Origin of the sequence: Methylobacterium sp. NPDC080182 (genome assembly GCF_050281105.1) — a bacterium.
Classification (GTDB): Bacteria; Pseudomonadota; Alphaproteobacteria; order Rhizobiales; family Beijerinckiaceae; genus Methylobacterium.
In genome coordinates this window covers 12,669-35,279 of sequence record NZ_JBNNWO010000034.1, presented here as the reverse complement: position 1 = coordinate 35,279, position 22,611 = coordinate 12,669, and the positions used below count along the sequence as shown (strand labels likewise).

At 70.5% G+C, this 22,611-nt stretch carries 23 protein-coding genes and 1 pseudogene; 4 read left to right on the top strand and 20 right to left on the bottom strand.

Features of this window, described 5'->3' with window-relative positions:
* From ACQKQD_RS32250 to ACQKQD_RS32165, 18 genes and pseudogenes are all read right to left on the bottom strand, one after another.
* Window positions 1-78: pseudogene (locus tag ACQKQD_RS32250) on the bottom strand (ferredoxin--NADP reductase); the annotation flags it as partial.
* An 18-nt stretch (window positions 79-96) separates the two neighbouring features.
* Complete coding sequence (fdxA, locus tag ACQKQD_RS32245; RefSeq protein ID WP_091682855.1) at window positions 97-435, bottom strand: ferredoxin FdxA; 339 nt, start codon at window positions 433-435, stop codon at window positions 97-99.
* A gap of 23 nt (window positions 436-458) precedes the next feature.
* A complete protein-coding gene (locus ACQKQD_RS32240) occupies window positions 459-1,319 on the bottom strand; it encodes an ABC transporter ATP-binding protein (protein WP_091682857.1) in 861 nt (286 codons plus the stop codon).
* A gap of 72 nt (window positions 1,320-1,391) precedes the next feature.
* Window positions 1,392-2,282 (bottom strand): ABC transporter permease, encoded by an 891-nt coding sequence (locus ACQKQD_RS32235; RefSeq protein WP_091927944.1) that lies wholly within the window; start codon window positions 2,280-2,282, stop codon window positions 1,392-1,394.
* Between the two features lie 6 nt (window positions 2,283-2,288).
* Entirely contained in the window at window positions 2,289-3,713 is a 1,425-nt protein-coding gene (locus tag ACQKQD_RS32230) for an ABC transporter substrate-binding protein (RefSeq protein ID WP_026605340.1), read from the bottom strand.
* Window positions 3,714-3,877: 164 nt separating this feature from the next.
* Window positions 3,878-4,654 carry a Crp/Fnr family transcriptional regulator gene (locus tag ACQKQD_RS32225; protein WP_091682861.1) on the bottom strand — a complete coding sequence of 259 codons (777 nt, stop codon included), beginning with the start codon at window positions 4,652-4,654 and terminating at the stop codon, window positions 3,878-3,880.
* Between the two features lie 165 nt (window positions 4,655-4,819).
* A complete protein-coding gene (locus ACQKQD_RS32220; RefSeq protein WP_020095797.1) occupies window positions 4,820-5,785 on the bottom strand; it encodes a HEAT repeat domain-containing protein in 966 nt (321 codons plus the stop codon).
* A gap of 8 nt (window positions 5,786-5,793) precedes the next feature.
* Window positions 5,794-6,027: a 4Fe-4S dicluster domain-containing protein gene (locus ACQKQD_RS32215; RefSeq protein WP_020095796.1), complete on the bottom strand. Its 234-nt coding sequence runs from the start codon at window positions 6,025-6,027 to the stop codon at window positions 5,794-5,796.
* 26 nt (window positions 6,028-6,053) lie between these two features.
* Window positions 6,054-7,805 (bottom strand): fumarate reductase/succinate dehydrogenase flavoprotein subunit, encoded by a 1,752-nt coding sequence (locus ACQKQD_RS32210; RefSeq protein ID WP_020095795.1) that lies wholly within the window; start codon window positions 7,803-7,805, stop codon window positions 6,054-6,056.
* 64 nt (window positions 7,806-7,869) lie between these two features.
* On the bottom strand, window positions 7,870-8,241 hold the full coding sequence (locus ACQKQD_RS32205; RefSeq protein ID WP_042673375.1) for a DUF971 domain-containing protein: 372 nt from the start codon (window positions 8,239-8,241) through the stop codon (window positions 7,870-7,872).
* Between the two features lie 175 nt (window positions 8,242-8,416).
* On the bottom strand, window positions 8,417-9,553 hold the full coding sequence (locus ACQKQD_RS32200) for a M48 family metallopeptidase (protein WP_427510730.1): 1,137 nt from the start codon (window positions 9,551-9,553) through the stop codon (window positions 8,417-8,419).
* 3 nt (window positions 9,554-9,556) lie between these two features.
* Entirely contained in the window at window positions 9,557-10,849 is a 1,293-nt protein-coding gene (locus ACQKQD_RS32195) for a YjgN family protein (RefSeq protein WP_427510729.1), read from the bottom strand.
* Window positions 10,850-11,086: 237 nt separating this feature from the next.
* On the bottom strand, window positions 11,087-12,376 hold the full coding sequence (locus ACQKQD_RS32190) for a cystathionine gamma-synthase family protein (protein WP_427510728.1): 1,290 nt from the start codon (window positions 12,374-12,376) through the stop codon (window positions 11,087-11,089).
* 154 nt (window positions 12,377-12,530) lie between these two features.
* Window positions 12,531-12,851, bottom strand: a complete 321-nt coding sequence (locus tag ACQKQD_RS32185; RefSeq protein ID WP_091927949.1) for a DUF6166 domain-containing protein — start codon at window positions 12,849-12,851, stop codon at window positions 12,531-12,533.
* Window positions 12,851-13,066, bottom strand: coding sequence for a hypothetical protein (locus ACQKQD_RS32180; protein ID WP_020095789.1), 216 nt, complete (start codon window positions 13,064-13,066; stop codon window positions 12,851-12,853). Before ACQKQD_RS32180 ends, ACQKQD_RS32185 begins: the two co-directional genes overlap by 1 nt.
* 28 nt (window positions 13,067-13,094) lie before the next feature.
* A complete protein-coding gene (locus tag ACQKQD_RS32175; RefSeq protein ID WP_100253679.1) occupies window positions 13,095-13,484 on the bottom strand; it encodes a hypothetical protein in 390 nt (129 codons plus the stop codon).
* Between the two features lie 50 nt (window positions 13,485-13,534).
* Window positions 13,535-14,326: a sterol desaturase family protein gene (locus ACQKQD_RS32170; RefSeq protein WP_427510727.1), complete on the bottom strand. Its 792-nt coding sequence runs from the start codon at window positions 14,324-14,326 to the stop codon at window positions 13,535-13,537.
* Window positions 14,327-14,462: 136 nt separating this feature from the next.
* Window positions 14,463-15,887, bottom strand: a complete 1,425-nt coding sequence (locus tag ACQKQD_RS32165) for an MFS transporter (protein WP_026605338.1) — start codon at window positions 15,885-15,887, stop codon at window positions 14,463-14,465.
* Window positions 15,888-16,050: 163 nt separating this feature from the next.
* On the opposite strand from ACQKQD_RS32165, the gene ACQKQD_RS32160 reads away from it, so the two are divergent.
* Complete coding sequence (locus ACQKQD_RS32160; RefSeq protein ID WP_091927999.1) at window positions 16,051-16,839, top strand: GntR family transcriptional regulator; 789 nt, start codon at window positions 16,051-16,053, stop codon at window positions 16,837-16,839.
* A gap of 158 nt (window positions 16,840-16,997) precedes the next feature.
* Here ACQKQD_RS32160 and ACQKQD_RS32155 read toward each other — a convergent pair whose 3' ends face one another.
* Both ACQKQD_RS32155 and ACQKQD_RS32150 read right to left on the bottom strand, forming a co-directional pair.
* Window positions 16,998-18,290 (bottom strand): MFS transporter, encoded by a 1,293-nt coding sequence (locus ACQKQD_RS32155; protein WP_427510726.1) that lies wholly within the window; start codon window positions 18,288-18,290, stop codon window positions 16,998-17,000.
* A 192-nt stretch (window positions 18,291-18,482) separates the two neighbouring features.
* Window positions 18,483-19,559 (bottom strand): ABC transporter substrate-binding protein, encoded by a 1,077-nt coding sequence (locus ACQKQD_RS32150; protein WP_132368321.1) that lies wholly within the window; start codon window positions 19,557-19,559, stop codon window positions 18,483-18,485.
* 116 nt (window positions 19,560-19,675) lie between these two features.
* Between ACQKQD_RS32150 and ACQKQD_RS32145 the strand changes: the two genes are divergently transcribed.
* The 3 genes from ACQKQD_RS32145 (at window position 19,676) to ACQKQD_RS32135 (ending at window position 22,608) form a co-directional block, all read left to right on the top strand.
* A complete protein-coding gene (locus tag ACQKQD_RS32145; protein WP_020095782.1) occupies window positions 19,676-20,341 on the top strand; it encodes a response regulator in 666 nt (221 codons plus the stop codon).
* Window positions 20,338-21,738, top strand: a complete 1,401-nt coding sequence (locus ACQKQD_RS32140) for a sensor histidine kinase (RefSeq protein WP_207904169.1) — start codon at window positions 20,338-20,340, stop codon at window positions 21,736-21,738. Before ACQKQD_RS32145 ends, ACQKQD_RS32140 begins: the two co-directional genes overlap by 4 nt.
* 273 nt (window positions 21,739-22,011) lie before the next feature.
* A complete protein-coding gene (locus tag ACQKQD_RS32135) occupies window positions 22,012-22,608 on the top strand; it encodes a TetR/AcrR family transcriptional regulator (RefSeq protein WP_427510725.1) in 597 nt (198 codons plus the stop codon).
* The last annotated feature ends 3 nt before the right edge of the window (window positions 22,609-22,611 follow it).

Below are 22,611 nucleotides of genomic sequence, written 5' to 3'. Positions count from 1 at the left end.
CCGCGTCGTGCGGAACGAGAACAGGTTGTCGGTCCAGTGGTGGACCGACAGAACGCGCTCCTCGTAGAACTTGCTCATCGACGGATCAGTCCTCGCTCAGGCGGACGCCGGGTCGGCAGTCCCGAACAGGTCGAGCAGCTTGCCGCCGCGGCCGTCCCACGCCGCGGCGTCGTCGGCCGGCTCGGTCCTCTCGGTGATGTTGGGCCAGAGATCGGCGTACTTGGCGTTGAAGGTCTTCCAGGCCGCCATCTCCGGTTCGGTGTCGGCCCTGATGGCATCGGCCGGGCATTCGGGCTCGCAGACGCCGCAATCGATGCACTCGTCCGGTTTGATCACCAGCATGGTCTCGCCGACGTAGAAGCAGTCGACCGGGCAGACCTCGACGCAGTCGGTGTACTTGCAGCGGATGCAGTTCTCGGTGACGACATAGGTCATGACTTCGCACCTCGGCGCAGGGGTCAGAGCAGCGCGGGGAGATCCTGGCCCTCGAGATCGATCGCCAGTCCCTTCATCGCCTCGGCGCTGACCTCGCCGCCCATCGCGCGGAGGCTCTCCTCTCGGATCAGCGACATCAGCCCCCGGCGCAGGCCCAGGAACTCGGACGACAGGGTCAGGGCCGGCTGGCGCGGGCGGGGCAGGGGCACCACGATTTCGGCCTTGATGCTCCCGGGACGCGCGGTCATCACGTAGACGCGGTCGGAGAGGAAGATCGCCTCGTCGATGTCGTGGGTCACGAACAGCACCGAGATCTTCAGGCGCTGCCACATGTTGGTGAGGATCTGCTGCATGATCAGCCGCGTCTGCGCGTCCAGGGCGCCGAACGGCTCGTCGAGCAGCAGGATGCGCGGGCCGGTGGCGAGCGCGCGCACGATGCCGACACGCTGCTTCATCCCGCCGGACAATCGGTCCGGATAGTGGTTCTCGAACGCCGTGAGGCCGGCGAGGCCGAGCAGCGTCCGCGCCTGCCGCTCGCGCTCGCTGCGCCGGACGCCCTTCATCTTCAGGCCGAACTCGACGTTCTCGCGCACCGTCTTCCAGGGAAACAGTGAGTATTGCTGGAAGATCATGCCGCGATCCGCGCTCGGTCCCGCGATCGCCTCGCCGTCGACGGTGACCCGCCCGGACGACGGCTTGAGGAAGCCGGCCAGCGCGTTGAGCAGCGTCGACTTCCCGCAGCCCGAGGGCCCGATGATCGACACGAACTCGCCGGGATGGACGGTGAGCGAGGCGTTCGAGACGGCCTCGACGGATCCCTCCATCGTCTCGTAGCGCAGGCAGAAGTCGCTGACCTCGATCAGGCCCCGGCTCGATTCGGCCATGGCAAGCTCCCGATTGGTGACGCGCGTGGAGGACCGGTCCGGCGAGGACCGCGCCGGGCGGCGGGCGGAGGCTTAGCGGGCCGCGGCCCAGGGCATGACGAGGCGGCCCACGAGACGGATCGCGAAGCTGGAGCCGAGGCCGAGCAGCCCGATCGTGATCATACCGAGGGCGATGTCCGGGTACTGGACCAGCGAGTAGGCTTCCCAGGTGAAGTAGCCGATGCCGAACTGGCCGGAGATCATCTCGGCGGCGATCAGCGAGACCCAGGCCACCCCCATGCCGACCGTCAGCCCGGTGAAGATCTGCGGTAGCGAGGCCGGCAGGTAGACTTCGCGGAACACCGCCGCCTCGCGGGCGCCGAGGCAGCGTGCGGCCCGCACTAGGACCGGGTCGACCTGGACCATGCCCTGGAGGGTGTTGATCAGGATCGGGAAGAACGAGCCCAGGAAGGTGATGAAGACGATCGAGCCCTCGTTGGTCGGCCAGAGCATGATCGCCATCGGCACCCAAGCGATCGCCGGGATCGGCCGCAGCACCTCGCAGATCGGGAAGGCGATCTCGCGCAGGAGGCGGTAACGCCCCATGAGGAGCCCGAGCGGCACGGCGACGCCGCCGGCCAGGAGAAAACCGAAGAGGATCCGGCGGCAGGAGATGAGCACGTGGTCGCCGAAGTTCGGGCTGCGCAGGGCGATCGCCGCGCGGTCCACGACGTCCATCGGCGTCGGGATGTTCAGGAACCGCACGTAGAGGGTCACGCGGTTCGCGGTCAGATACTGCCAGAGCGCGACGAACAGGATCAGGGAGGTGAGCCCGATCAGCGCGGCTCGGAACGCGCCGTGATGCAGCCGCAGCCAGCGGCGGACGCGGCCGGTCGCGGGGCGGGTGGACGCGGCCGGCGGCGGGAGGGGCGCCGCCCGCGGCGGGCGCGACTCGGCGGCGGGCCGGAGAGCGACAGCTTCCATGCGGTTCTAGCCTCCCGTCACAGCGGCCTTCAGGGCCTCGTCGTAGGGCATCACCGTGCCGCCGCCTCGCGCCGCGGCCTCGGCGTCCTGCTTCAGCAGGAACGGCGCGATGCCGCCCTTGCCGTCGACGACGTAGAAGGCCTCCCGGGCGAACAGCTTGATGCCGCGGGCCGTGTCGAAGACGTAGGCGACGTCGACGGCCTGCCCCTTGGACTTCATCTCGTTCAGCGCGCCGAGCGTGCAGGCCGCGCTCGCGTAGGGCTGGATCGCCCCGCCCTTCACCCAGATCTCGCCGGCCTTGCGCGGCTCGGTGACGGGCCTCTTGCAGTACGTGTCCTCGCCGCGCACCTCGTAATTGGCGGTGCTCGCGCGCTGCTGCGCGTAGTCCAGGCCGCGCTCGGCGAAGACCTTGCGCAGCGGCCCGTCGTCGACCCACGGACCGACGTCGAACGTCTTGATCCGGTCGAGCCGCTGCAGGACCTTGACGTCCTCGCGGGCGGCCTCGACCAGCTGCGGCTTGATCGTGGGATCGACGGTCATGATCCCGCCGGGCCCGAGGAAGATGTAGACCACCTCCTTGTCGGTGCCGGTCCAGGCCGCGATCTGCTCGGCGGCGCGCTTCGGATCGGCCTTGACCCAGGCGTCGGCGTCGAGGACGGCCTTCAGGTAGGCCTCGACGATCTCGGGGTAGCGGTCGGCGAAGTCGGAGCGCACGACCACGCCGTGCCAGGTCGGGAGGTTGGTCTCGACGCCATCGAACACTTTGCGCGCGAAGCCGCGGAACGGCAGAAGTTCGGCGAAGGGGACGAAATCCGCGTGCGCGTCGATCTTCCGCTCCTGGAGATTGGTCGAGCCGACCTCCGGGCTCTGGCTGACCAGGCGGAAATAGGTGGCCGGGTAGCCCTTGTCCTGCAGCGCCTTCAGGACCATCCCGTGGGCCGCCGACCCGAAGGGCACGCTGACGACCTTGCCTTTCAGATCCTCGAACGAGAAGTATTCGGAAGCCTTGTTGACCACGATCCCGTTGCCGGATCCGTGGAGATTGTAGGCGGCGACCGCGATCAGCCGCGATTGGCTCTCGGGATTGTTCTGGAACGTCGCGCCGTTGACGACGAGCGGGTAGTCGCCCATCGCGCCGAACTGCAGCTTCCCGGCCATCATGCCGTTCGTGACCGGCGGCCCGGACGTGAAGTTCTGCCAGTCGAGCTGGATGGTCGTGCCGGCGTACTTGCCGGTCTTGGGCAGGTACTTCTCCAGCAGCTTGAGCTGGCGGATCACCACGCCTACCGTCGCGGTGTTGGTCGTCGTGTCCTGCGTGCCGATGCCGACGGTGAGGGTCTCGGCGCGGGCCGGTGCCCCGATCCCGGCGCCCGCCAGCGCGAGGAGCGCGAGAGCGGAGACCGATCTGAGCCCGGGAAATCGTCCAGTCATCGCCCGCTCCAACATTTCGGCCCGATGTCGCGAAGACATCGACGGCATGATCGGGCGCTGCGGCGCGTCCGATCAAATGCCGAGGACGCCTGCGGGTCGATTAGTTGCGCAAAAAAGTCGAGCGGCTCCGGATGTGCTGCGGTTTTGTGCGGGACGCTCGCGTTTTAGGCGCATTCCTCGCCGCCGCGCATCGCCGCGAGGATGTCGGGACGCAGCACGACGATCTGCGTGCGCCGCGTGACGAGGACGCCCTGCTCCGAGAGCCGCTTCAGGCTGATCGTCACCCATTGCCGTGTGGCGCCGACCATGTGGGCGAGGTCGGCGTGCGTGAAGGTCGCCGCGATCACCGTCCCGTCCTCCTCCGCGACGCCGTAGAGGTCGCACAGGTGCAGGAGCAGGTGGGCGAGGCGCTCGGTGATCGAGCGGGTCCCGAGCATCTGGGCCAGGGTCGAGTAGCAGCGGCCCTTGAAGGTCAGGCCGTCGATCACCCCGATCGCGAGGGCCGGGATCTGCGTCACGAGCTGCCGGAGCGCCTTGGCCGGTAGGTGCAGCACGCTGGAATTGCTCGCCGCCATGCCTGACCATTTGTGGAGGCCGGCGCCGAACACGTCGGGACCGCCGACGAAGTTGCCGGGGTACCAGTAGGCCAGCGTGATCTCGCGACCGGACGGCGCGGCGTAGAAGACCCGGATGCGGCCGCTCTCGACGATCCAGATCCCGTCGTTGGGCGTCTCCTGGGTGAACAGGGTCGCGCCGCGGTAGAGCACGCGCCGCCGGCCCTTCTCCAGCACGAGGGCGACCTCGCGCTCGGTCAGCCCGTCGAGGAGAGGGCGCTGCCCGGTTCCGGCCTTGGGCGCGGCCTCGGACAACAGGAGGGCGCTCGCCTGGGTCTGGAGCCCCGCCGGGGCCTGAGACGGGCGTATCGGCGCCGTGGTCTGCATTGCCGCCTCCAGCATCCTACCTGCCGCGGCGCAGCAAACCCTGTACCAGCTCTAAACTGGCCGCCGGCACCGGCAGCGTCTGGATATCGCGGAGCCGAGCGGACGTGAAGCGGCGCCGCACCCGGAGGATGCGGCGCCGCGACGAGGCCGAGACGGCCGGATCGATCAGGGGCGTCCCTGACAGCGTCCGATCGCCCACTGGATGAGCTTGCGCACGTCGGGATCGGGATCGTTGGCGGCCGCCTCGAGGGCCGAGAGGCCCCGCGGGTCGGCGATCTCGCCGAGGGCCGCGGCCGCCTCCTTGCGCAGGTTGCTGACCTCCGAGGTCAGCGCCCGGCCCAGGATCTCGACGGCCGCCGGCGCCCGGATCCGGCCCAGGGCATTGGCCGCCTTGGTGCGGACCTGCCAGACGGGATCGTCCATCACGGCGATCAGGGGCGCCGTCGCCTCGGGCAAACGGATCTTGGCGCAGGAGACGGCCGCCTCCTCGCGAACCTGCCAGTGCTCGTCGGACAGGCCGGCGATCAGCGTGCCGATGCCCGGACCGCCGGGGCGCAGGAAGACCAGCGCCGCCATCGTGGCGCGCCGGACCGTCGGGTCGGGATCGCCCGCGGTGGCGATCAGCGCCGGCAGCGCCTCCTCGGCCTTGAGGTAGCCGATGACGCCGAGACCTTCGCGGCGCACCTCCGGGGACGGGCTCTGGAGCGCCTTCAGCGCGGCCGACAGGGCGTCCGGCAGGACGAGCTCGCGCAGGGCCCGCAGGGCAGAGGCCTGCACGAACGGGTCGGTGTGCGCGGCGCGCTCGATCAGGAGCGGCCCGCAGGCCGGCTCCTTCTTCTCGGCCAGGGTATCGGCGGCGGTGCGGCGCACGGCCTCGTCGTCGTCCTCCAGGGACCGCACGAGGCCCTCGACGACGTCCGCGCCGTCGTGCTCGTCCAGCGCCTTGGCCGCCGCGGCGCGGACGGCCGCGTCCGGATCGCCGAGGCCCTTGAGGAGCAGGACCTTCGCCGCGGGGCCGACGGCCTCGGCGAGCTCCATCATCGCGACGCGCCGGACGCCGGCGTCGGCACTCGCGCAGCGCTCGGCCACGTCGTCGAGATCGTCGTCGAAGGAATCGAACACGGGGCTCATGGTCGGCCTCAGCGCAGCAAGTAGGGAATATTGACCTTGACCGCGTTCGTCGGGCAGTCGACCTCGCAGGGCATGCAGTACCAGCACTCGTCGTACTTCATGTAGGCCTTCTGCCGGGTCTCATCGATCGCGAGGATGTCGAGCGGGCAGACGTCGACGCAGACGCGGCAGCCCTTCTCGGCGATGCACTTGGCGTCGTCGATGACGACCGCGGCGCTGCTGGCCTGATTGATGATCGGCATGGATCGATCTCCGGTACGGGGCGGGATTACTCGGCGGCGGCCGGCGTCTTGATGCGGAGCTGGTGGTAGGCGCCCATCTCCTCGGCGGCGACCGGCACGATGAACGGGTCGACGGCGCGCTTCGCGTGGGCCATCCGGCCCTGGCCGTCCTTGAACAGGACCGTGTGGCAGGCCCACTCGGCGTCGTTCGTCTCGGGATAGTCGACGCGCAGGTGGTAGAAGCCCCAACGGCTCTCGGTGCGGTAGAGCGAGGCGGCCGCCGCCATGTCGGCGCAGTCGAGGATCGTCTGCATCTCGAGCGCCCGGTGCAGCTCGTGCGGGTCGCGGGCGCAGAGCAGGTCGAGGTCCTCGCGGATCTCGGCGAAGCGGCGCTGGCCGAGCTCCATCTTCGCCGTCACCTTCGGCGGCTCGAGATAGTCGTTCACCAAGCGGCGGGTCTTGAACTCCATCTCGTGCGGGGTGAGCCCGTCGACGCGCCGGGTCGGCGCCAGGACCCGTTCGCGCTCGACGGCGATGTCCGCCGGGTCATGGTCGGCGAGGGCGTTGGCCGTGCAGTAGGCGGCGGCGTCGGCCCCGGCGATGCCGCCGTTCACGAAGGCGCCCAGCATGTAGTTGTGCGGCACGCTCGCCATGTCGCCGACCGCGTAGAGGCCGGGGACTGTCGTGCGCGCGAACTCGTCGACGAAGACGCCCGAGGCCGAGTGGCCCGAGCAGAAGCCGATCTCGGAGATGTGCATCTCCACGGGACGCTGGCGGTAATTGGTGCCGCGCCGCTCGTGGAAACGTCCGCGGGAGGGGCGCTCGTTCGAGTGCAGGATCGTCTCGATCTCGGAGATCGTCTCCTCGCGCAGATGGTCCATCTTGAGGAAGACCGGGCCGTTGCCGCCCTGCAGCTCGCGCCAGAACTCCAGCATCATCTGACCGGACCAGTAATCGCACTCGATGAAGCGCTCGCCGCGATTGTTGGCCGTGTATCCGCCGAACGGGCCGGTGACGTAGGCGCAGGACGGGCCGTTATAGTCCTTGATCAGCGGGTTGATCTGGTAGCACTCGAGGTTCGCGAGCTGCGCGCCCGCGTGGTAGGCCATCGCGTAGCCGTCGCCGCAATTCGCAGCGTTCTCGTAGGTCCCGAACAGGTACCCGGAGGCCGGCAGGCCGAGGCGGCCGGCGGCCCCGCAGGCGAGGATCACCGCCTTGGCCTTAACCACCAGGAACTCGGAGGTGCGGGTGTTGACGCCGATCGCTCCGGCGATGCGCCCGTCCGCGCCCTTGAGCAGGCGCGTCGCCATGTACCGGTTCGTCACGCCGACCTGGAGGCGGCGGAGCTGCCGGTAGAGGACCTTCTTGACGTTGTGCCCTTCCGGCATCGGCAGCACGTAGGTCCCCATGTGGTGGACCTTGCGCATGTTGTACTCGCCCGAGCCGTCCTTCTCGAATTTGACCCCGAGCTTGTCGAGGTACTGGATCATCGGGAAGGACCCCTGCGCGTAGGCCATCACCGCCTTCTGATTGACGATGCCGTCGTTGGCGACGGTGATCTCCTTCACGTACTGCTCGGGGGTGGCGTAGCCCGGGACGACGGCGTTGTTCAGCCCGTCCATGCCCATGCTGATCGCGCCCGAGCGCTTGACGTTGGCCTTCTCCATCAGGACGACCCGGAGCTTCGGATCGGCTTCCTTGGCCTTGATCGCGGCCATCGGACCGCCGGTGCCGCCGCCGATCACCAGGATGTCGGTCTCGATAATCTCGGTCTTCGTCGCGGATTCGAACGCGTTCATGGCAAGATCTCGCGTCAGGTCAGGGGCGGGGCGTGTGGGATCGCCGGAGGATCGGATCGTGCGGTCAGGCGGCCTGCGCGGCGTCGGGCGGGTCGTCGACGGCCTCGGCCACGAGGGCGCGCAGGTAGGACCAGGGGAAGATCCCGCGGGCGTGGCCGTCGGAGAACGCGATGTGGACGGCGTAGCCGCCCATCGGTTCGACCCGCGCGACCGCGATGTCGGCGGCGGCCTGAGGAAAGCGTCGCTCGACCCGGTCACGGGTGCACCACGCGCAGCGGCAGCGCAGCCGCAGCCGCTCCGCCGACAGCGTCGCGGTCAGCCCGTCGCGCCATTGCAACCGGAGGCCGGTCCCGCCGCGCGCGAGGGTGGCGGCCTCCGGGATCGCCTCGGGATCGAAGGGGGGCGGGTTCGGAACCCCGGTCGCGTGGTGTGCCATCCGCTCCTCCTCTGTGCCGGCGTCACAGAAGCCGAGGGGCGGGCGATCCGACAGCAATTAGTTGCTCAGAATCTCAGTCAGGCCGCCGGCCGCGGCGACACCGACCGGCTCGGAGCCCGGAGCCGGGCCGTCCGCCGCGGCCGCCCGCGGACAGCGACCGCCCGGTGATCCGGACCTACGGCTCGGTCGTCTTCGACTCGGGCCCGCAGATGCCCCTGAGTGCCGTCCAGGCGGCGCCGGACAGGATCTGGCGTTCGGTCGCCGCAGGGCCCGCCTGGGCGCGGATCGCGGCGGCGCGCTCGCGCGTGAAGGGATGGCTGCGCAGCAGGTCCAGCACGTCGCTCTTCCCGTCGTGCTTGTCCTTGGCGATGCGCTCGAGGATGTCGGCGAGCGCTGCGCCGTTGCCGCCCGCGCGGGTCATGAGGTCGACCGCGTAGGCGTCCGCCGCCCGCTCGGCCTCGCGGCTGTAGCCGGCCGAGAGCACCGCGTCGCCCAGCGCGATGATGATGGTCGAGCCGGTCAGGTCCCCCAGGACGAGGCTCAACAGGAACGAGGTGCCCGACGCCCGGATGAGGGAGCGGGTCGGATCGCGTCGGCGGACGTGGCCGAGTTCGTGCGCCAGGACCGCCGCGGCCTCGTCGGCCGAGCGCGCCCGCGCGATGAGGCTCGAGAGCACGATCACGCGGGCGCCCGGCAGGGCGAAGGCGTTGGCCGTGCCGTGCCGGCGCACGCTCACGGCCACCTCGGGAGGCAGCGAGCCCTCCGCCCGACCGGCCGCGACGAGGCGGGCCACGAGCGTGTCGAGCGCCGCGCGGCCGGCCGGTTCCGCGCAGGCCGGCGGGTCGCCGAGGAAGCGCAGGACCTGCGGTTCCGCCACCGCCCCGAGCCGCGACTCGGCCGCGTCCGGCACCAGCGGGGCCAGCAGCCCGGCGATCTGCGGGACGCCGAAGACCGCCACGAGCAGGACCGAGAGACCGGCCGCGAGAGACCAGAGCACGAGCCGCACCGTGCCGCCCGAGCGCTCCCGGCGATGGAGGTCCGGGCAGCGCGCCGCGAGCGCGGCGGCGAGCGTCGCGTCCGAGAACTCCACGCGGACCGGCTCGCCGGCCGGACCGATCCGCATCAGCGGCGGCACGGACACGGCGGCGCGCAGGTCGAGCAGGTTCCAGTCCTGGGCGACTCCGGGCCCGGAGACGCGGAAGCGGTCGTCGAGGCGCAGCGCGACGGGATGTGCCCGCGCGCTGACGCCGTCGAAGTAGCGGCCCTCGACCTCGATCGGCGTCGCGTCGACCGCCTGGGAAGCGCGGGTCAAGCGTCAGAAGCCGATCTGGAGCGCGCCTCCGACGTCGAGCGCGTCGGCGAGGCCCTCCTGCAGACCGCTGCCGGCACCGCGGGACGAGGCGAGGACGGCATCCAGGGCTTCGGGATCCGTCACGGTCGTGCTCGTCGCGACCGCCGCCCACAGGCGAGCCTGCACCACGCGCACGTAGAGCACCGCGAACAGCGGCGCGCCGACCAGGTAGATGAGGACGACGAGCCAGTGGAGCATGCTGAGATCGCCCGCCGCCCGTGCGGCGAAGATCAGCAGAGCCGCGACGAGGCCCAGCACGACGAGGAAGCCCAGGAGCGACAGCATGTAGACGATGTACGGCCAGTAGAACTGCCGCGCCTTCAGGCTCGAGGCGAGGCGGGCGTGACCGAGGCTCGCGGCGCCCATGAATGCCCGCGTCTCGCGGGCGCGGTAGTACGGGAGCAGGAGCAGCGCCGCGGGCACGCAGATGGCCGCCACGAAGCCCATCGCCTGGAGGAGGATGCCGATCTTCGAGGCCGCGTAGGCGGGGTTGAGGATCGTCTGGCCGGCCTTGCCGCCGGGCTTCGGTACCAGGAGGTCCGTGGGCAGCGAGAAATCCGCCGCGACCAGGAGGGCGATGCCGAGCCCGATCAGCGGCCCCAGCCCGACCCCGTACAGCAGGAGCCAGGGACCGAGCACGCTGCGTCCCCGCGCCGTCGAGTGCATCCGGCTGGTCCCGACCAGGGTGTGGTCGATGCGGTAGCGTTCCAGGCTCGCCCGCATGAACGGGAAGGCCAGGCCGAAGGTGACGAGCGTGAGCAGCCACCAGCCGCCCGCGCGGGCCGCGTAGGCGAGGCCCGAGCCGTCCTGCCCGAGGCGGATGCCGCGCCAGAGCGTCCGCATCGCGCGGTAGCGGCGCCCGCGGTAGATCGCGAATTGTCCCAGCAGGAACAGGAACACGAAGGAGATCACCACCGAGAACGGGGCGAGCGCGGGCGCGACGAGCGAGAGCGCGAACAGCGCGACGTAGATCGGCACGAGGATCGCGAGCGCGACGAGGAAGCCGAGGAACAGTTCCTTGCCCGTGCCGGTATACTCGGCGGGCGAGCCGTCGAGCGCGGTGCGCTCCCAGAAGAAGCGGCGCAGATTGGTGACGTACCAGAATCTGTAGATGCCGAAGGTCACGATCGAGAGCAGAAAGCCCTTCAGCGCCAGCCAGGTGAGACCTTTCACCCGCGGGTCGAAGGTTACGGCGGCCACGCGCGTGCCCGGAGCGCCGCTCCGCGTGTCGAACTGGGTGCCGGTTGCCAAATTCATGGATCCGTCGATCGTCCCGTCGCGTTTCGCGGCCAGACACTAGGAAGGAAGGCCTGCGCTGACCAGTTCCGCGCGGCCGCAATTCTGTCCCGTCCCCGCAATGTCGTGCCGCGACTGTTCGAAATGCGGGGCGTCGTTAACGCGCGGTCTCCGGTTGCCGGACACGCGTTGCCGGGCGATGCGACCGAGCCGCCTCGACGGCGTGCGCACCGCGCCCGGCCGCAATTGGGCGCGTCCCTAGCCCAGGACGGACAGAGCGGCCGCGAGGTCGGCGACCAGATCGTCCGGGTGCTCGATCCCGATCGACACCCGGATGGTCGCGTCCGTGATCCCGAGCCGGTCGCGCACCGCCTTCGGCACGCCGGAATGGGTCGTGGAGGCCGGGTGGCTGGCGAGCGACTCGGTTCCGCCCAGGCTGACGGCGAGCTTGAACAGCTGGAGGCCGTTGAGAACCCGGAACGCCTCGGCCTCGCCGCCGACGATGTCGAACGAGAACGTCGAGCCCGGCGCCGCGCACTGCTTGGCGTAGACCTGCGCCTGCCGCGATCCCGGCTCGAGATGCGCGAGGTGGTGGAGGCGCGCCACCTTCGGGTGCGCCGCCAGCATCCGGCCGACGATCTCGCCGTTGCGGTTGGCGGCGTTCATCCGCAGCGACAGGGTCTCGAGCGAGCGCCCGAGCATCCAGCAGGAATGCGGGTCGAGCCCGGTGCCGATCGCCGAGCGCAGAAGCCGCACCGGCTTCATCCGCGCCGCCGAGCCGAGGGCGGCGCCGGCGATCAGGTCCGAGTGGCCGCCGACATACTTCGTCAAGGAGTAGACCGAGATGTCGGCGCCCTCGCGCAGCGGGTGCTGGAAGAGGGGCCCGAGCAGGGTGTTGTCGCAGACGACGACCGGCGCCTCGCCGCCCTGCCGGGCGCCGATCTCCTCGGCGACCGCCCGGACGAGGCCCAGGTCGACGAGGGTGTTGAGCGGGTTCGAGGGGGTCTCGACCATGACGACGCTGACGCGTCCCGCGCCCGCCGCGCGGTCGGCCGCGGCGCGCACGCTCGCCGGATCGGTGCCGTCGGAGAACCCGAACGGCGCGATGCCGAACCCGGCCAGGGTCTTGGCGATCAGGGTCTCGGTGCCGCCGTACAGGGGTTGCGAGTGCAGGATCGCGTCGCCGGGCCGCGCGAAGGCCAGGATCGTGGTGGCGATCGCCGACATGCCGGAGGAGAAGACCAGCGCGGCCTCGGCCTCCTCGAAGACGGCCAGCCGGTCCTCGACGATCTCGCTGTTCGGGTGATTGAAGCGCGAGTAGACCAGTCCCGCTGCCTCGCCGACCGGCGGTTCGCGCCGTCCCGAGACGTAGTCGAAGAAGGCTTTGCCGTGCTCGGCCGAGGTGAACACGAAGGTCGATGTCAGGAAGACCGGCGGCTTCACCGCGCCCTCGGACAGGGCCGGGTCGTAGCCGTAACCGAGCATCAGCGTCTCGGGGCGGAGCGGGCGGTTGCCGAGCGCCTTCCGGTGGTAGCGGTCGTCGGACATGCTGGCCTCGCTCCGACAGGCCCCCAGCCCGGGGCTGGGCAGCCCGGTTGCGCTCTGACTCCGGGATTCCGGACGCGGGAGCATGGCACAGGCAGGGCCGCTACGGAACGCCGCCGCGGTCCCGACGCGCCGCGGCGGAGGGCGGCCTCGGGTCTCAGCCGGACCGCGCCGCGCCGCCCGAATCCAGGCGCTCCAGGACGCGGGCGACGTCGGCCGTCGTCATCTCCCACTCGTTCTGGAAGTTGGCCACGACGCCGCGCATGAAGCGCAATTGCAGGCGCTCCGCCTCCGCCGCGTCGCCGAGATGATCCACCAGGATCGCGTAGGCGAGCTGCGAGGGCTCGGGACCCTCGTAGCTCCACTCGAAGCCGTTCCGGGAGTAGCACTTGGCCTCGGCCCGATCCGGCAGCGGCGCCCCGTTCACCGTGACGACGATCCCGTCGATCGTCCGGTCCCCGGCATAGACCTTGTCCATCACCGCGCCTCCCGGATCCGGTGGCGCGGGGTGCGGCCGTCGGAGCGGTTGCGCATCACCTCGGGGAAGATCCAGAGGCTGACCACCATGAACGGGCCGAGGAAGGCCACGGCCCAGCGCGGCCCGGTCTGGCCGAGATGGCCCATGTAGAACCAGCCGGCGAGCGCCGCGAGCGCGACGGCGACCGACAGGCCGAACTTGATCGGAAACGGCATGGGATCCCTCCCGGATCGCGCGTGCGGGTCAGAGGACGAAGACGGCGCCGACCTGCTGCAGCAGGCCGAGGGTACCGCAGAGGGCGGCGAGCACGATCGCCAGGCCCGCGACGCCGTCGCGCCAGCGCTGGGGCCAGACGTTGAACAGGCCGGGCGCGAACAGGATGGCGAAGCCGCCCACGATCACGAGGCTCGACCAGCGGAGTTCGGCGGCCCCGTAGGCGAGCATCCCGCCGGTCAGCGCCGCGAGCAGGAGGACGTTGGCCGCGATCAGCGCGAGGCCGAGGGGGCGCGCCCTCAGGTCGGGGCGGGTCTCCAGCGGGAACATCCCGGCCAGCACGTAGAAGCCGGTGCAGGCGACCCCGGCGAAGAGGGCGAACCACGCGAGCGCGGCGACGTTCGGTTCGATCATGTCCATGGCGGCGTTCCGGGCTGCTCGTCAGTCTAGGCGGCGGGTTACGCGGCGGGTCACTCGGCGGCCTGCATGGCCCGGGGCTCGGGGGCACCGGGCGTGCGCGCGGTCTTGCGCATGTCGGTCTTCACGTGGCGCGTGTCGTAGCCGTTGAAGAGCGTCCCGATGAGACCGCGGTTCAGGTCCGAGGTGCCGAACAGCCAGTCCATGATCGGGAAGGTCAGATTCATGTTCCGCTCCATCATGATCGACTGGTCGTGATGGGCCGTGTGGTGCCGCCGGTTCGTGTTGATGAACGGCATATTGCGGACGAACCAGTTCTCCTCGACGTGGCAGCAGAAGTGCATGAACTCGTAGATCATGTAGATGCTGGTCGTCGTGGTGATGAACAGCCACCCGACATTGGGCGTGAAGATGTTGCCGAGCACGATGGCGCCGGGGATCGACATCAGCGTGAACGTCGCCAGCGCGTAGGGCGGGAAGAACGTCACCCGGTAGTCCCGGTGGTCGGCGAAGCGCATCTCGTGGTCTGTGAAGAACTGGTGATGCTGCAGCGTGTGCCGATTGTAGACGGCCCGCCCGATCGGATTGCTCTGCGGCCGGTGCATCACGTAGCGGTGGAGCCACCACTCGAAGAAATTGCAGAACAGGAACACGACCGGGACCGTCGCGAGCTCGATCCAGCTCGGCGCGTGGATGTTCGAGACGTAGATGTACAGGGCCGTCAGGCCGATCGTGTAGATGATCGCGATGTGCAGGACGCCGTTGTACCAGCCGGCCACGCGCTGGCGGTAATTGGCGCGGTAGTTCCGCTGCCGCTCGCTCATGCGGGTGTTGGCGAGTTCCATGGTGCGCCTCCTCGCTGGGATGGGGGGGACGACGCGCCCCCGCCCGGGATCTGTCTTGCTAGAGATACTGTTGATATATCAGTTGTCAACCTGACCGGGCGGCGACGTCGCCACCGTCCGGTCGGGGCCGGTCCGGTCAGTGCGAGATGGCTTCCAGGGACTTGCCCTTGGTCTCGATGCCGAGGAACCCGACGCTCGCGGCGGCGATGACGAACGAGCCGGCGCCCAGGGCGAAGACGCCGCCGTGGCCGAGCACCGGCAGGATCAGGCCGATCGCGAAGGGCCCGATGAGCGAGCCGACGCGGCCGATGGCCGAGGCGCAGCCGGCCCCGGTGGCGCGCGCCCGCGTCGGGTAGAGTTCGGGCGTGTAGGCGTAGAGCACCGACCACATGCCGAACAGGAAGAACTGCATCATCAGCCCGTAGGCGATGAGCCAGCCGAACGACGGCGAGTGACCGTACAGGTAGGCGGCGACGGCGCTGCCCAGGAGCATCAGGACCGCGGTGGGCTTGCGGCCCCAGCGCTCGACGAGGATCGCCGAGGCGATGAAGCCCGGCACGCCCGCGAGCGAGATCAGGATCGTGTAGGTGACCGACTTGGCGACGCTGTAGCCGGCCTCCTGCAGGAGCGCGCCGAGCCAAGTGGTGAGGCCGTAGAAGCCCAAGAGGGCGAAGAACCACGTCAGCCAGATCATCACCGTGCGGCTGGCGTAGCCGGGGCTCCAGAGTTCGAGGAACGAGAAGCGCCGCTCGCCCCGCGCCGGCTCGGGCAGGACGGTCGGCTCCGGAAGCGGACGCCCGTCGAGGCGCAGCGCGACCTGCCGCTCGATCTGCGCCATCACCCGGTCCGCCTCCGCGTGCCGGCCGCGGTCGGCGAGCCAGCGGGGCGATTCCGGTACCAGGAAGCGGATCACGAACAGGAACAGCGCCGGCACGGCCTGCGCGAGGAAGACGGCGCGCCAGTCGAAATAGCTGAGCAGCACGTAGCTGAGACAGCCGGCCGCGATGAAGCCGAGCGGCCAGAACCCTTCCATGATGGCGAGGTAGCGGCCGCGCTTGGCGGTCGGCAGGAACTCCGAGACGATGGCGAGCGCCACCGGGAATTCCATGCCCATGCCGAAGCCGAGCAGCAGGCGGGCATAGCCCAGCATCGTCGCGTCCGGGGCGTAGGCGCACCAGAGGCTGCCGAGCCCCCAGAACACCATGCTGATCTGGAAGACCACTTTCCGCCCGAACCGGTCGGCGAGCATGCCCGACAGGGCCGCGCCCGCGAACATGCCGATGAAACTCATGCTCGAGAGCAGTCCCGCCTGGGCGGTCGTCAGGCCGAACTCGGTCTTGATCGACCCGAGGAGGAAGGTGAGCGAGCCGAGATCGATCGAATCGAAGAACCACGCCGTGGCGATGATGAGGAAGATGTTGCGCTGGAAGGCGGTCATCGGCAGCCGCTCGAGGCGCGCCGCGATCAGCGCGCCCGACCCGACCGCGGCGCGGGCGGTGGCGTCCGCAGTCACCCGATCCGGCAGCACGTCGCCGGCGGAAATCGCTACAGGCCCTGCCATGGCTCAACCTCCCTCGCAGTTATATGCGGCGAGTCGTCATGCAGGATATTACTAAGATGCGCAAGATATATCAGACGTATGCCCTTGCGCGGTGCGCGGGCCCGCCCCATGCACGCGGATGGCGGCGTGGTGTGCGGGCCCGGCCGTGGCGGGGGTGTCGTCCATGAACTTCGTGACCGGGAAGACGACGTCCGTCCGCGCCGCCGAGCCGGGCCGCAAGCGGGCGCGGAAGGCCGTGAAAGGGGCGTCCCAGGAGGTGTCCCAGGAGGCCGCCCAAGAGGCACCCCATGCCGCGGGCGGCAACGACGATCTGCCCGACCTGACGCTGACCGACCGAGCCTACCAGCAGCTGGAAGAGATGATCACGACCCTGGTGCTCCCGCCCGGCCTCGTGCTCGGCGAGCAGAACCTGGTCCAACGGCTCGGGATCGGGCGGACCCCGATCCGGGAAGCCCTTCAGCGCCTCGCGCGCGACGGGCTCGTCGTGGTCATGCCGCGGCGCGGCATCCTGGTGTCGGACATCAACGTGCGCTCGCAGCTGCGGCTCCTTGAGACGCGGCGCGTCTTGGAGCGCCTGATCGCCCGCCTCGCCGCGGAGCGATCCACCCGCGAGGAGCGCGAGGTCTTCGCAGGGCTCGCGCAGGACATGCGCGACGCGGCCGCGGCGTCGGACGATCTGGCGTTCATGCGCCTCGACCGGCAGTTCAACGAGCTGATCGCGACGGCCTCGCGCAACGAGTTCGCCGTGCGCTCGCTGGAGAGCATGGCGGGCCTGTCGCGGCGGTTCTGGTACCAGCACTACAAGCAGGCGGCCGATCTGCCGCTGACCGCCAACCTCCACGCGGACGTCTGCGAGGCGGTCGCGCGTCGCGATGTCGAGGCTGCGGGCGCCGCGTCGGACAGGCTCGTCGACTACATCGAGAGCTTCGCCCGCAAGACGTTGGATCTCTGAGGTCGCGCGACGGGACCCGTGTCGGGCGGTCGGCGCGGCGGTCAGTCAGGGGAGGGGCGGGCGGGGGCCGGCGATCCGGTCCCGGCCGCCCCTCTGTCGTGACCCCTACGACGCGACGCGCGCGGAGCCTCCGAGGCGGGGTGCTCCCGGCGAGCCGGTCACGCGGGGGCTCCCAGAGCGACCGGCTGTGTCGCGCGGCGGTAGATCAGGAGCGTGGCGACGAGGCCGCACGCTCCGCCGAAGGCCATCCACAGCCCGGGGGCCGCGCGGTTGCCCGTGGCCTCGATGAGCCACGTGGAGACGAGGGGCGTGAAGCCGCCGAGGAGCGCCGTCGCCAGCGAGTAGGCGAGGGAGAAGCCGGCCGTGCGCACGCTCGCCGGGATCACCTCGGTCAGCGCCACCACCATCGCGCCGTTGTAGCTGCCGTACAGGAAGGACAGCCACAGGAGGGCGATCAGCATGTTCCCGAAGCTCGGGTTGGCCACCAGCCAGCCCAGCACCGGGTAGGCGGTGAGCAGGGTCAGCGCCGAGAACACCAGCAGGAGCGGCTTGCGCCCGATCCGGTCGGACAGCGCCCCCATGACCGGCAGCCAGAACAGGTTCGACAGGGCGGTGCAGAAGGTCACGAGAAGGCTGTCCGAGTCGGACAGCTTGAGCACGGCCTTGCCGAAGGTCGGGGTGTAGACGGTAATCGTGTAGAACGAGATCGTGGTCATGCCGACGAGCAGCATGCCGAGCAGCACGATCTGCCAGTTGCTGGCGAGCGAGCCGAACACCTCCTTCATGGAGGGGCGGTGCTTGCGCTTCAGGAACTCCTCCGTCTCCTCCAGAGACCGCCGGATGTAGAACAGGAACGGCACGATCGCGCAGCCGATGAAGAACGGGATCCGCCAGCCCCAGTCGTTCATGTCAGCGAGCGAGAGGGCGTGGTTGAGGATGTAGCCGATCACGGCGGCGAACATGACCGCGACCTGCTGGCTGCCGGACTGCCAGGACACGTAGAAGCCCTTGTTGCCGGGGGTGGCCATCTCCGACAGGTAGACGGAGACGCCGCCGAGCTCGACGCCGGCCGAGAAGCCCTGCAGCAGGCGCCCGACGAGGACCAGGAAGGGCGCGAACAGGCCGATCGTGCCGTAGCCGGGGACGAAGGCGATCAGGATCGTGCCGGCCGCCATGATGCCGAGCGTGACGATCAGCCCCTTCCGGCGGCCGATACTGTCCACGTAGGCGCCGAGGAAGATCGCGCCGAGGGGCCGCATCAGGAAGCCGGCGCCGAACGTCACGAAGGTCAGCATCAGCGAGGCGAACTCGTTGCCGACCGGGAAGAAGGTCTTGGAGATGTAGGTGGCGTAGAAGCCGAACAGGAAGAAGTCGAACATCTCCAGGAAGTTGCCGCTGGTCACGCGCAGGACCGTGGCGACTTTGGAACTCGACGGATGGGCCTGTATCATTGCTGTCTCCCTCAGACGCCGGAGCGGTCGCAACCGCACGAGGGAAGCGTCGGTTCTGAACGGCTGACGATCGCTCGTGGCGATCGGGCTGCAGCCGCAAACCAATCCTCCCATGTATTCGCGCCGACTTCGCAGCGCTTGACGCCGCTATACGCCGGTCAACCTGTCACGAAGCTGTCGCGGGACCCGGTCTCAGCGGCCTTCCACGGCGCGCCGCCAGCGCCGCAGCATGCGGGCGTGCCGGATCTGGTCAAGGTTGGCCAGCAGCTCCGGCCCGACCGGGACCGGCCGCAGGGCCGGGGCGGACGCGACCGGGTCATCGGCCCGGCGGGCATCCGTCCGGGCCGGCGTGAGCGACCGGGCGGCGAGCCGCGCCTGCCCCTCGCGGGAGAGCATGTAGTCGAGGAACATGCGGGCTGCGGCGGGATGCGGCGCGTCCTTCGCGATGAAGGCGATCCGCGAGACGAGGAGCGTGTAGTCCGTGGGCAGCACGAGGCCGATCGCCGGATCGTGCCGGGCCCGTTCGAGGGCGTAGGCGCCGAACACGCCGTAGGCGAGGACGGCCTCGCCCGCGGCGATGCGGTCGAGCATGGTCTCCGTCCGGGTGTAGAGCTTCACGCCAGCCTGCCCGAGGGCAGAGACGAGGTCCCACGTCCGGGGCGTCACGTCCGCGTCCTGCGCGAGGATGAGCGAGCCGACGCCGCTCCGCTCCGGATCGTAGGCGGCGACCTTCCCCTGCCACGTCTCGGGGTGGTCCGTCAGGGCTCGGATCAGGTCGGCGCGGGTCTGGGGAACCTGCTCCGGCGGGAGGAGCGTCCTGTTGTAGGCGATGGCGATCGGCTCGGCCGTGACGCCGAAGGCCTCGTTGCGCCACACGGCCCAGGCCGGCAGGGCGGCCGCCTCGGGGGAGGCGTAGTGGGCGGCGTAGCCGTCGTTCACCAGCTTGATCTGGCGATCCATGGCGGAACTCCACACGATGTCCGCCTCGACCGCGCCGGCCGCGGCCTCCTCCACGAAGCCGTCGTACAGGGTCGCGGAGTTCATCTTGGTGTAGGAGACCGCCACGCCGGGATGGGCCTCGCGGAAGCCCGCGAGGAGGTCGGCGACCTCGGCCTCGTCGGTCGTCGCCCGCACGACCACGACGGTCTCGCCGCGGGCCGCGGCGGACCCGGTCCCCTCGGCCGCCGGAGACGGTTCGACCTGTGCCGAGGCCGGGCCTGGACCGGCCATCAGCAGCAGGACGAGGCCGACGACAGCGGGAGCGCGCACCAGGGTCTGCCCTTCGAGAGCCGCGGGAGTCCCCGCAGCTTCGCCGTGCAGAGACCGGGCGGGAATGCTAGACTCGGAGGACCGCTTCGGCCAACACGATCGATGACGGGAGGAGCATGCGCGTTCTGGTCGTCGAGGACGATGCCGCCCTGGCGCGCGGCCTCGTCGCCGCCCTCCGGCACGGCGGATACGCCGTCGACCACGAGGCGGACGGAGCGGACGCGGTGCAACTCGCGCTGAGCGAACCCTACAGCCTCATCGTCCTGGACCTCGGCCTGCCGGGCCTGCCGGGCTTCGAGGTCCTCAAGGCCGTCCGGGCGGCCGGCTCGACCGTTCCGGTCATGATCCTGACCGCGCGCGACGCCATCAGCGACCGCGTCCGCGGGCTCGATCTCGGGGCGGACGATTACCTGCTCAAGCCGTTCGACCTCGCCGAGTTCGAGGCGCGGGTGCGGGCGCTCGTCCGCCGGGGGCAGGCGGTGCCGAACCCGGTCCTGCGCTGCGGCGCGCTGGAGCTCGACCGGGCCGCGGGCACCGTGACCCTCGGCGGGGCGCCCGTCGCGCTGCGCCGCCGGGAACTCGCCGTCCTGACCATCCTGATGACGCGCGCCGGGAAACCCGTCCCGAAGGAACGGCTCAGCGCCGAGATCTTCGGCTTCGACGAGGCGGTCGCCCCGAACGCCCTCGAACTCTACGTCGCCCGCCTGCGGAAGAAGCTGCAGCCGGACGGGCCCGAGATCCGCACGATCCGCGGCCTCGGCTACCTGCTGATGCCGGTGTGACCCCGCCGCGCGCGCCCTCGATCCGGCGGCGCCTGCTCGTCCGCATGCTGCTCCCGGCCCTGGCGCTCGCGCTGCTGCTCGGCTTCGCCGGCGCGCTCGTGATCCGGAACGTCGTGGAGACGACGCACGACCGCCTGCTCGACGGGTCCGTCCTGGCGATCGCCGAGCGGCTGACCGTGGAGGACGGCGAGGTGTCGGTCGACCTGCCCCGCGTCGCCCTCGGGATGCTGGAGAGCCAGGCGCAGGACCGGATCTACTACAGCGTCACCTACGGCGGGGCGCTGGTGACCGGCTATCGCGACCTCCCGGGCCTGGACGTCGATACGCTCCCGCTCGGGGTGACGACCCATCGCGACGGCATCGTCCGCGGGGCGGCCGTGCGGATCGCCGCCCAGGCCCGGCGGGTCTACGGGAAGCCGGACCCGGTCCTCGTCCAGGTCGCCGAGACGCGCGAGGCCCGGCAGGGCCTGGAGCGACGCCTGCTCGCCGGGCTCGCGCTGGCCGAGCTGGGGCTGATGGGCCTGATCGGCGCCCTGTCGTGGTACAGCATCGACAGCAGCCTGAGGCCGCTGACCCGGCTGAGCGACGCGATCGACCGGCGGGCGGTCCCGGGGGCGATCAACCTGCAGCCGCTCGACGTGGCCGGGGTGCCCCGCGAGGCGCTGGCCCCGGTGCTCGCCCTCAACACGCTGCTCGAGCGCCTGGAGCAGGCGATCGCGGGGGAGCGCACCTTCACGTCGGACGCCTCGCACCAGCTGCGGACGCCGCTCGCCGTGCTCAGGATGCACGTGGAACTGCTCCGCAGGCTCACGCCCGGGGAACCGGCCCACGCCGCGGCGATCGACGATATCGACGGAGCCGCGCGGCGCCTGGAACGCCTCCTCGCGCAACTGATCGCGCTCGCCCGCGCCGACGCGGGCGCGGCCGCCACGGACGCCGCCGCGGCGGTCACCGACCTGAACGACATCGCGGCCCGCGTGGTCACGGAGCAGGTGCCCCACGCCCTCGCGCGCGGGGGCGAGATCGTGCTCGATCGCCCCGACGGCGCGGTGCCGGTCGTGGGCGATCCGTTCATCGTCGGCGAGATCCTCACCAATCTCGTGGACAACGCGATCCGCTACAACCGTCCCGGAGGCACCACCGTCGTCCGTGTCCGGCGCACGGAGACCGGCGCCTGCGTGGACGTCGAGGACGAGGGCCCGGGCATACCGCCGGAGGTGCGCGAGAAGGTCTTCGAGCGATTCTACCGTGTCGCGACGCGAGACGGTCCTGACGGCAGCGGCCTCGGGCTCGCGATCGTCCGAGCCCTCGCGGACCGGATCGGCGGGGCGGTCACGCTCGGTTCCCGCGCAGGCGGATCGGGACTGGTCGCGCGGGCGAGCTTCCGCGCGCCGTAGTCGCTGCACGGGACGACGGTCCGGTGCGTTCGGCCTTGTCCGGCCGTCCGACCCGGGTCGCCTTCGCCGTGGTTGCCGGCTCGGATCTGCGCCGGCCTGCTCTCGTGCCCGGCCGTAACAGGCCGACGCCCTACGGTAAGCTGAAGCCGGCGGGGAGCTGCGCACCTGCGCGCCGGCGTCTCGGACACGTCATCCGATCACGGCACTTGAAAGATACCGCACGGTAGGTATCTTCGAGGCGGGGACGATTCCCGTCACTCCTGGGAAGGGGCCATGGCGACCGCCTATCATCGCAAGAAGCGGCCCGAGCTCGTCCGGCGCGCGCTGCTCGATTGCGCAGCCAAGCTCGCCCTGGAACAGGGCCTGTCCGCCGTCACCGTGCAGGCGGTCTGCCACGCCGCCGGGGTGACCAAAGGGGCCCTGTTCCACCACTTCCCGAGCAAGCAGGCCCTGGTCGAGGGCGTCGTCGCCGACCTGATCGCGCAGCTCGACGCGGAGATCGACGCGGCGATGACGAAGGATCCCCGGCCGTACGGCCGGTACACCCGCGCCTACGTCGACATCACGCTGCACGACCCGATGATGACCGAGGGCAGCCAGTGGGCCGCTCTCCACATCTCGATCCTCGCCGAGCCGCCCCTGCGCCGCATGGTGTCGGCCTGGTTCGCGGAGCGCCTGCACCGCCACCGCGACACCGACGGGAGCGCCGACCTCGAGTTCGTCCGGCTCGCCGCCGACGGCGCGTGGCTCGCCTACCTCGTGCGCGAGAAGCCGAGCGACCCGGTCCCCGCCCTCGACGCGCTCCGCGACCGCCTCGTCGCGATGACATTGGCTGAACCGTCCGCGCACCCGGGCGGCGACCGGGACTGAGCC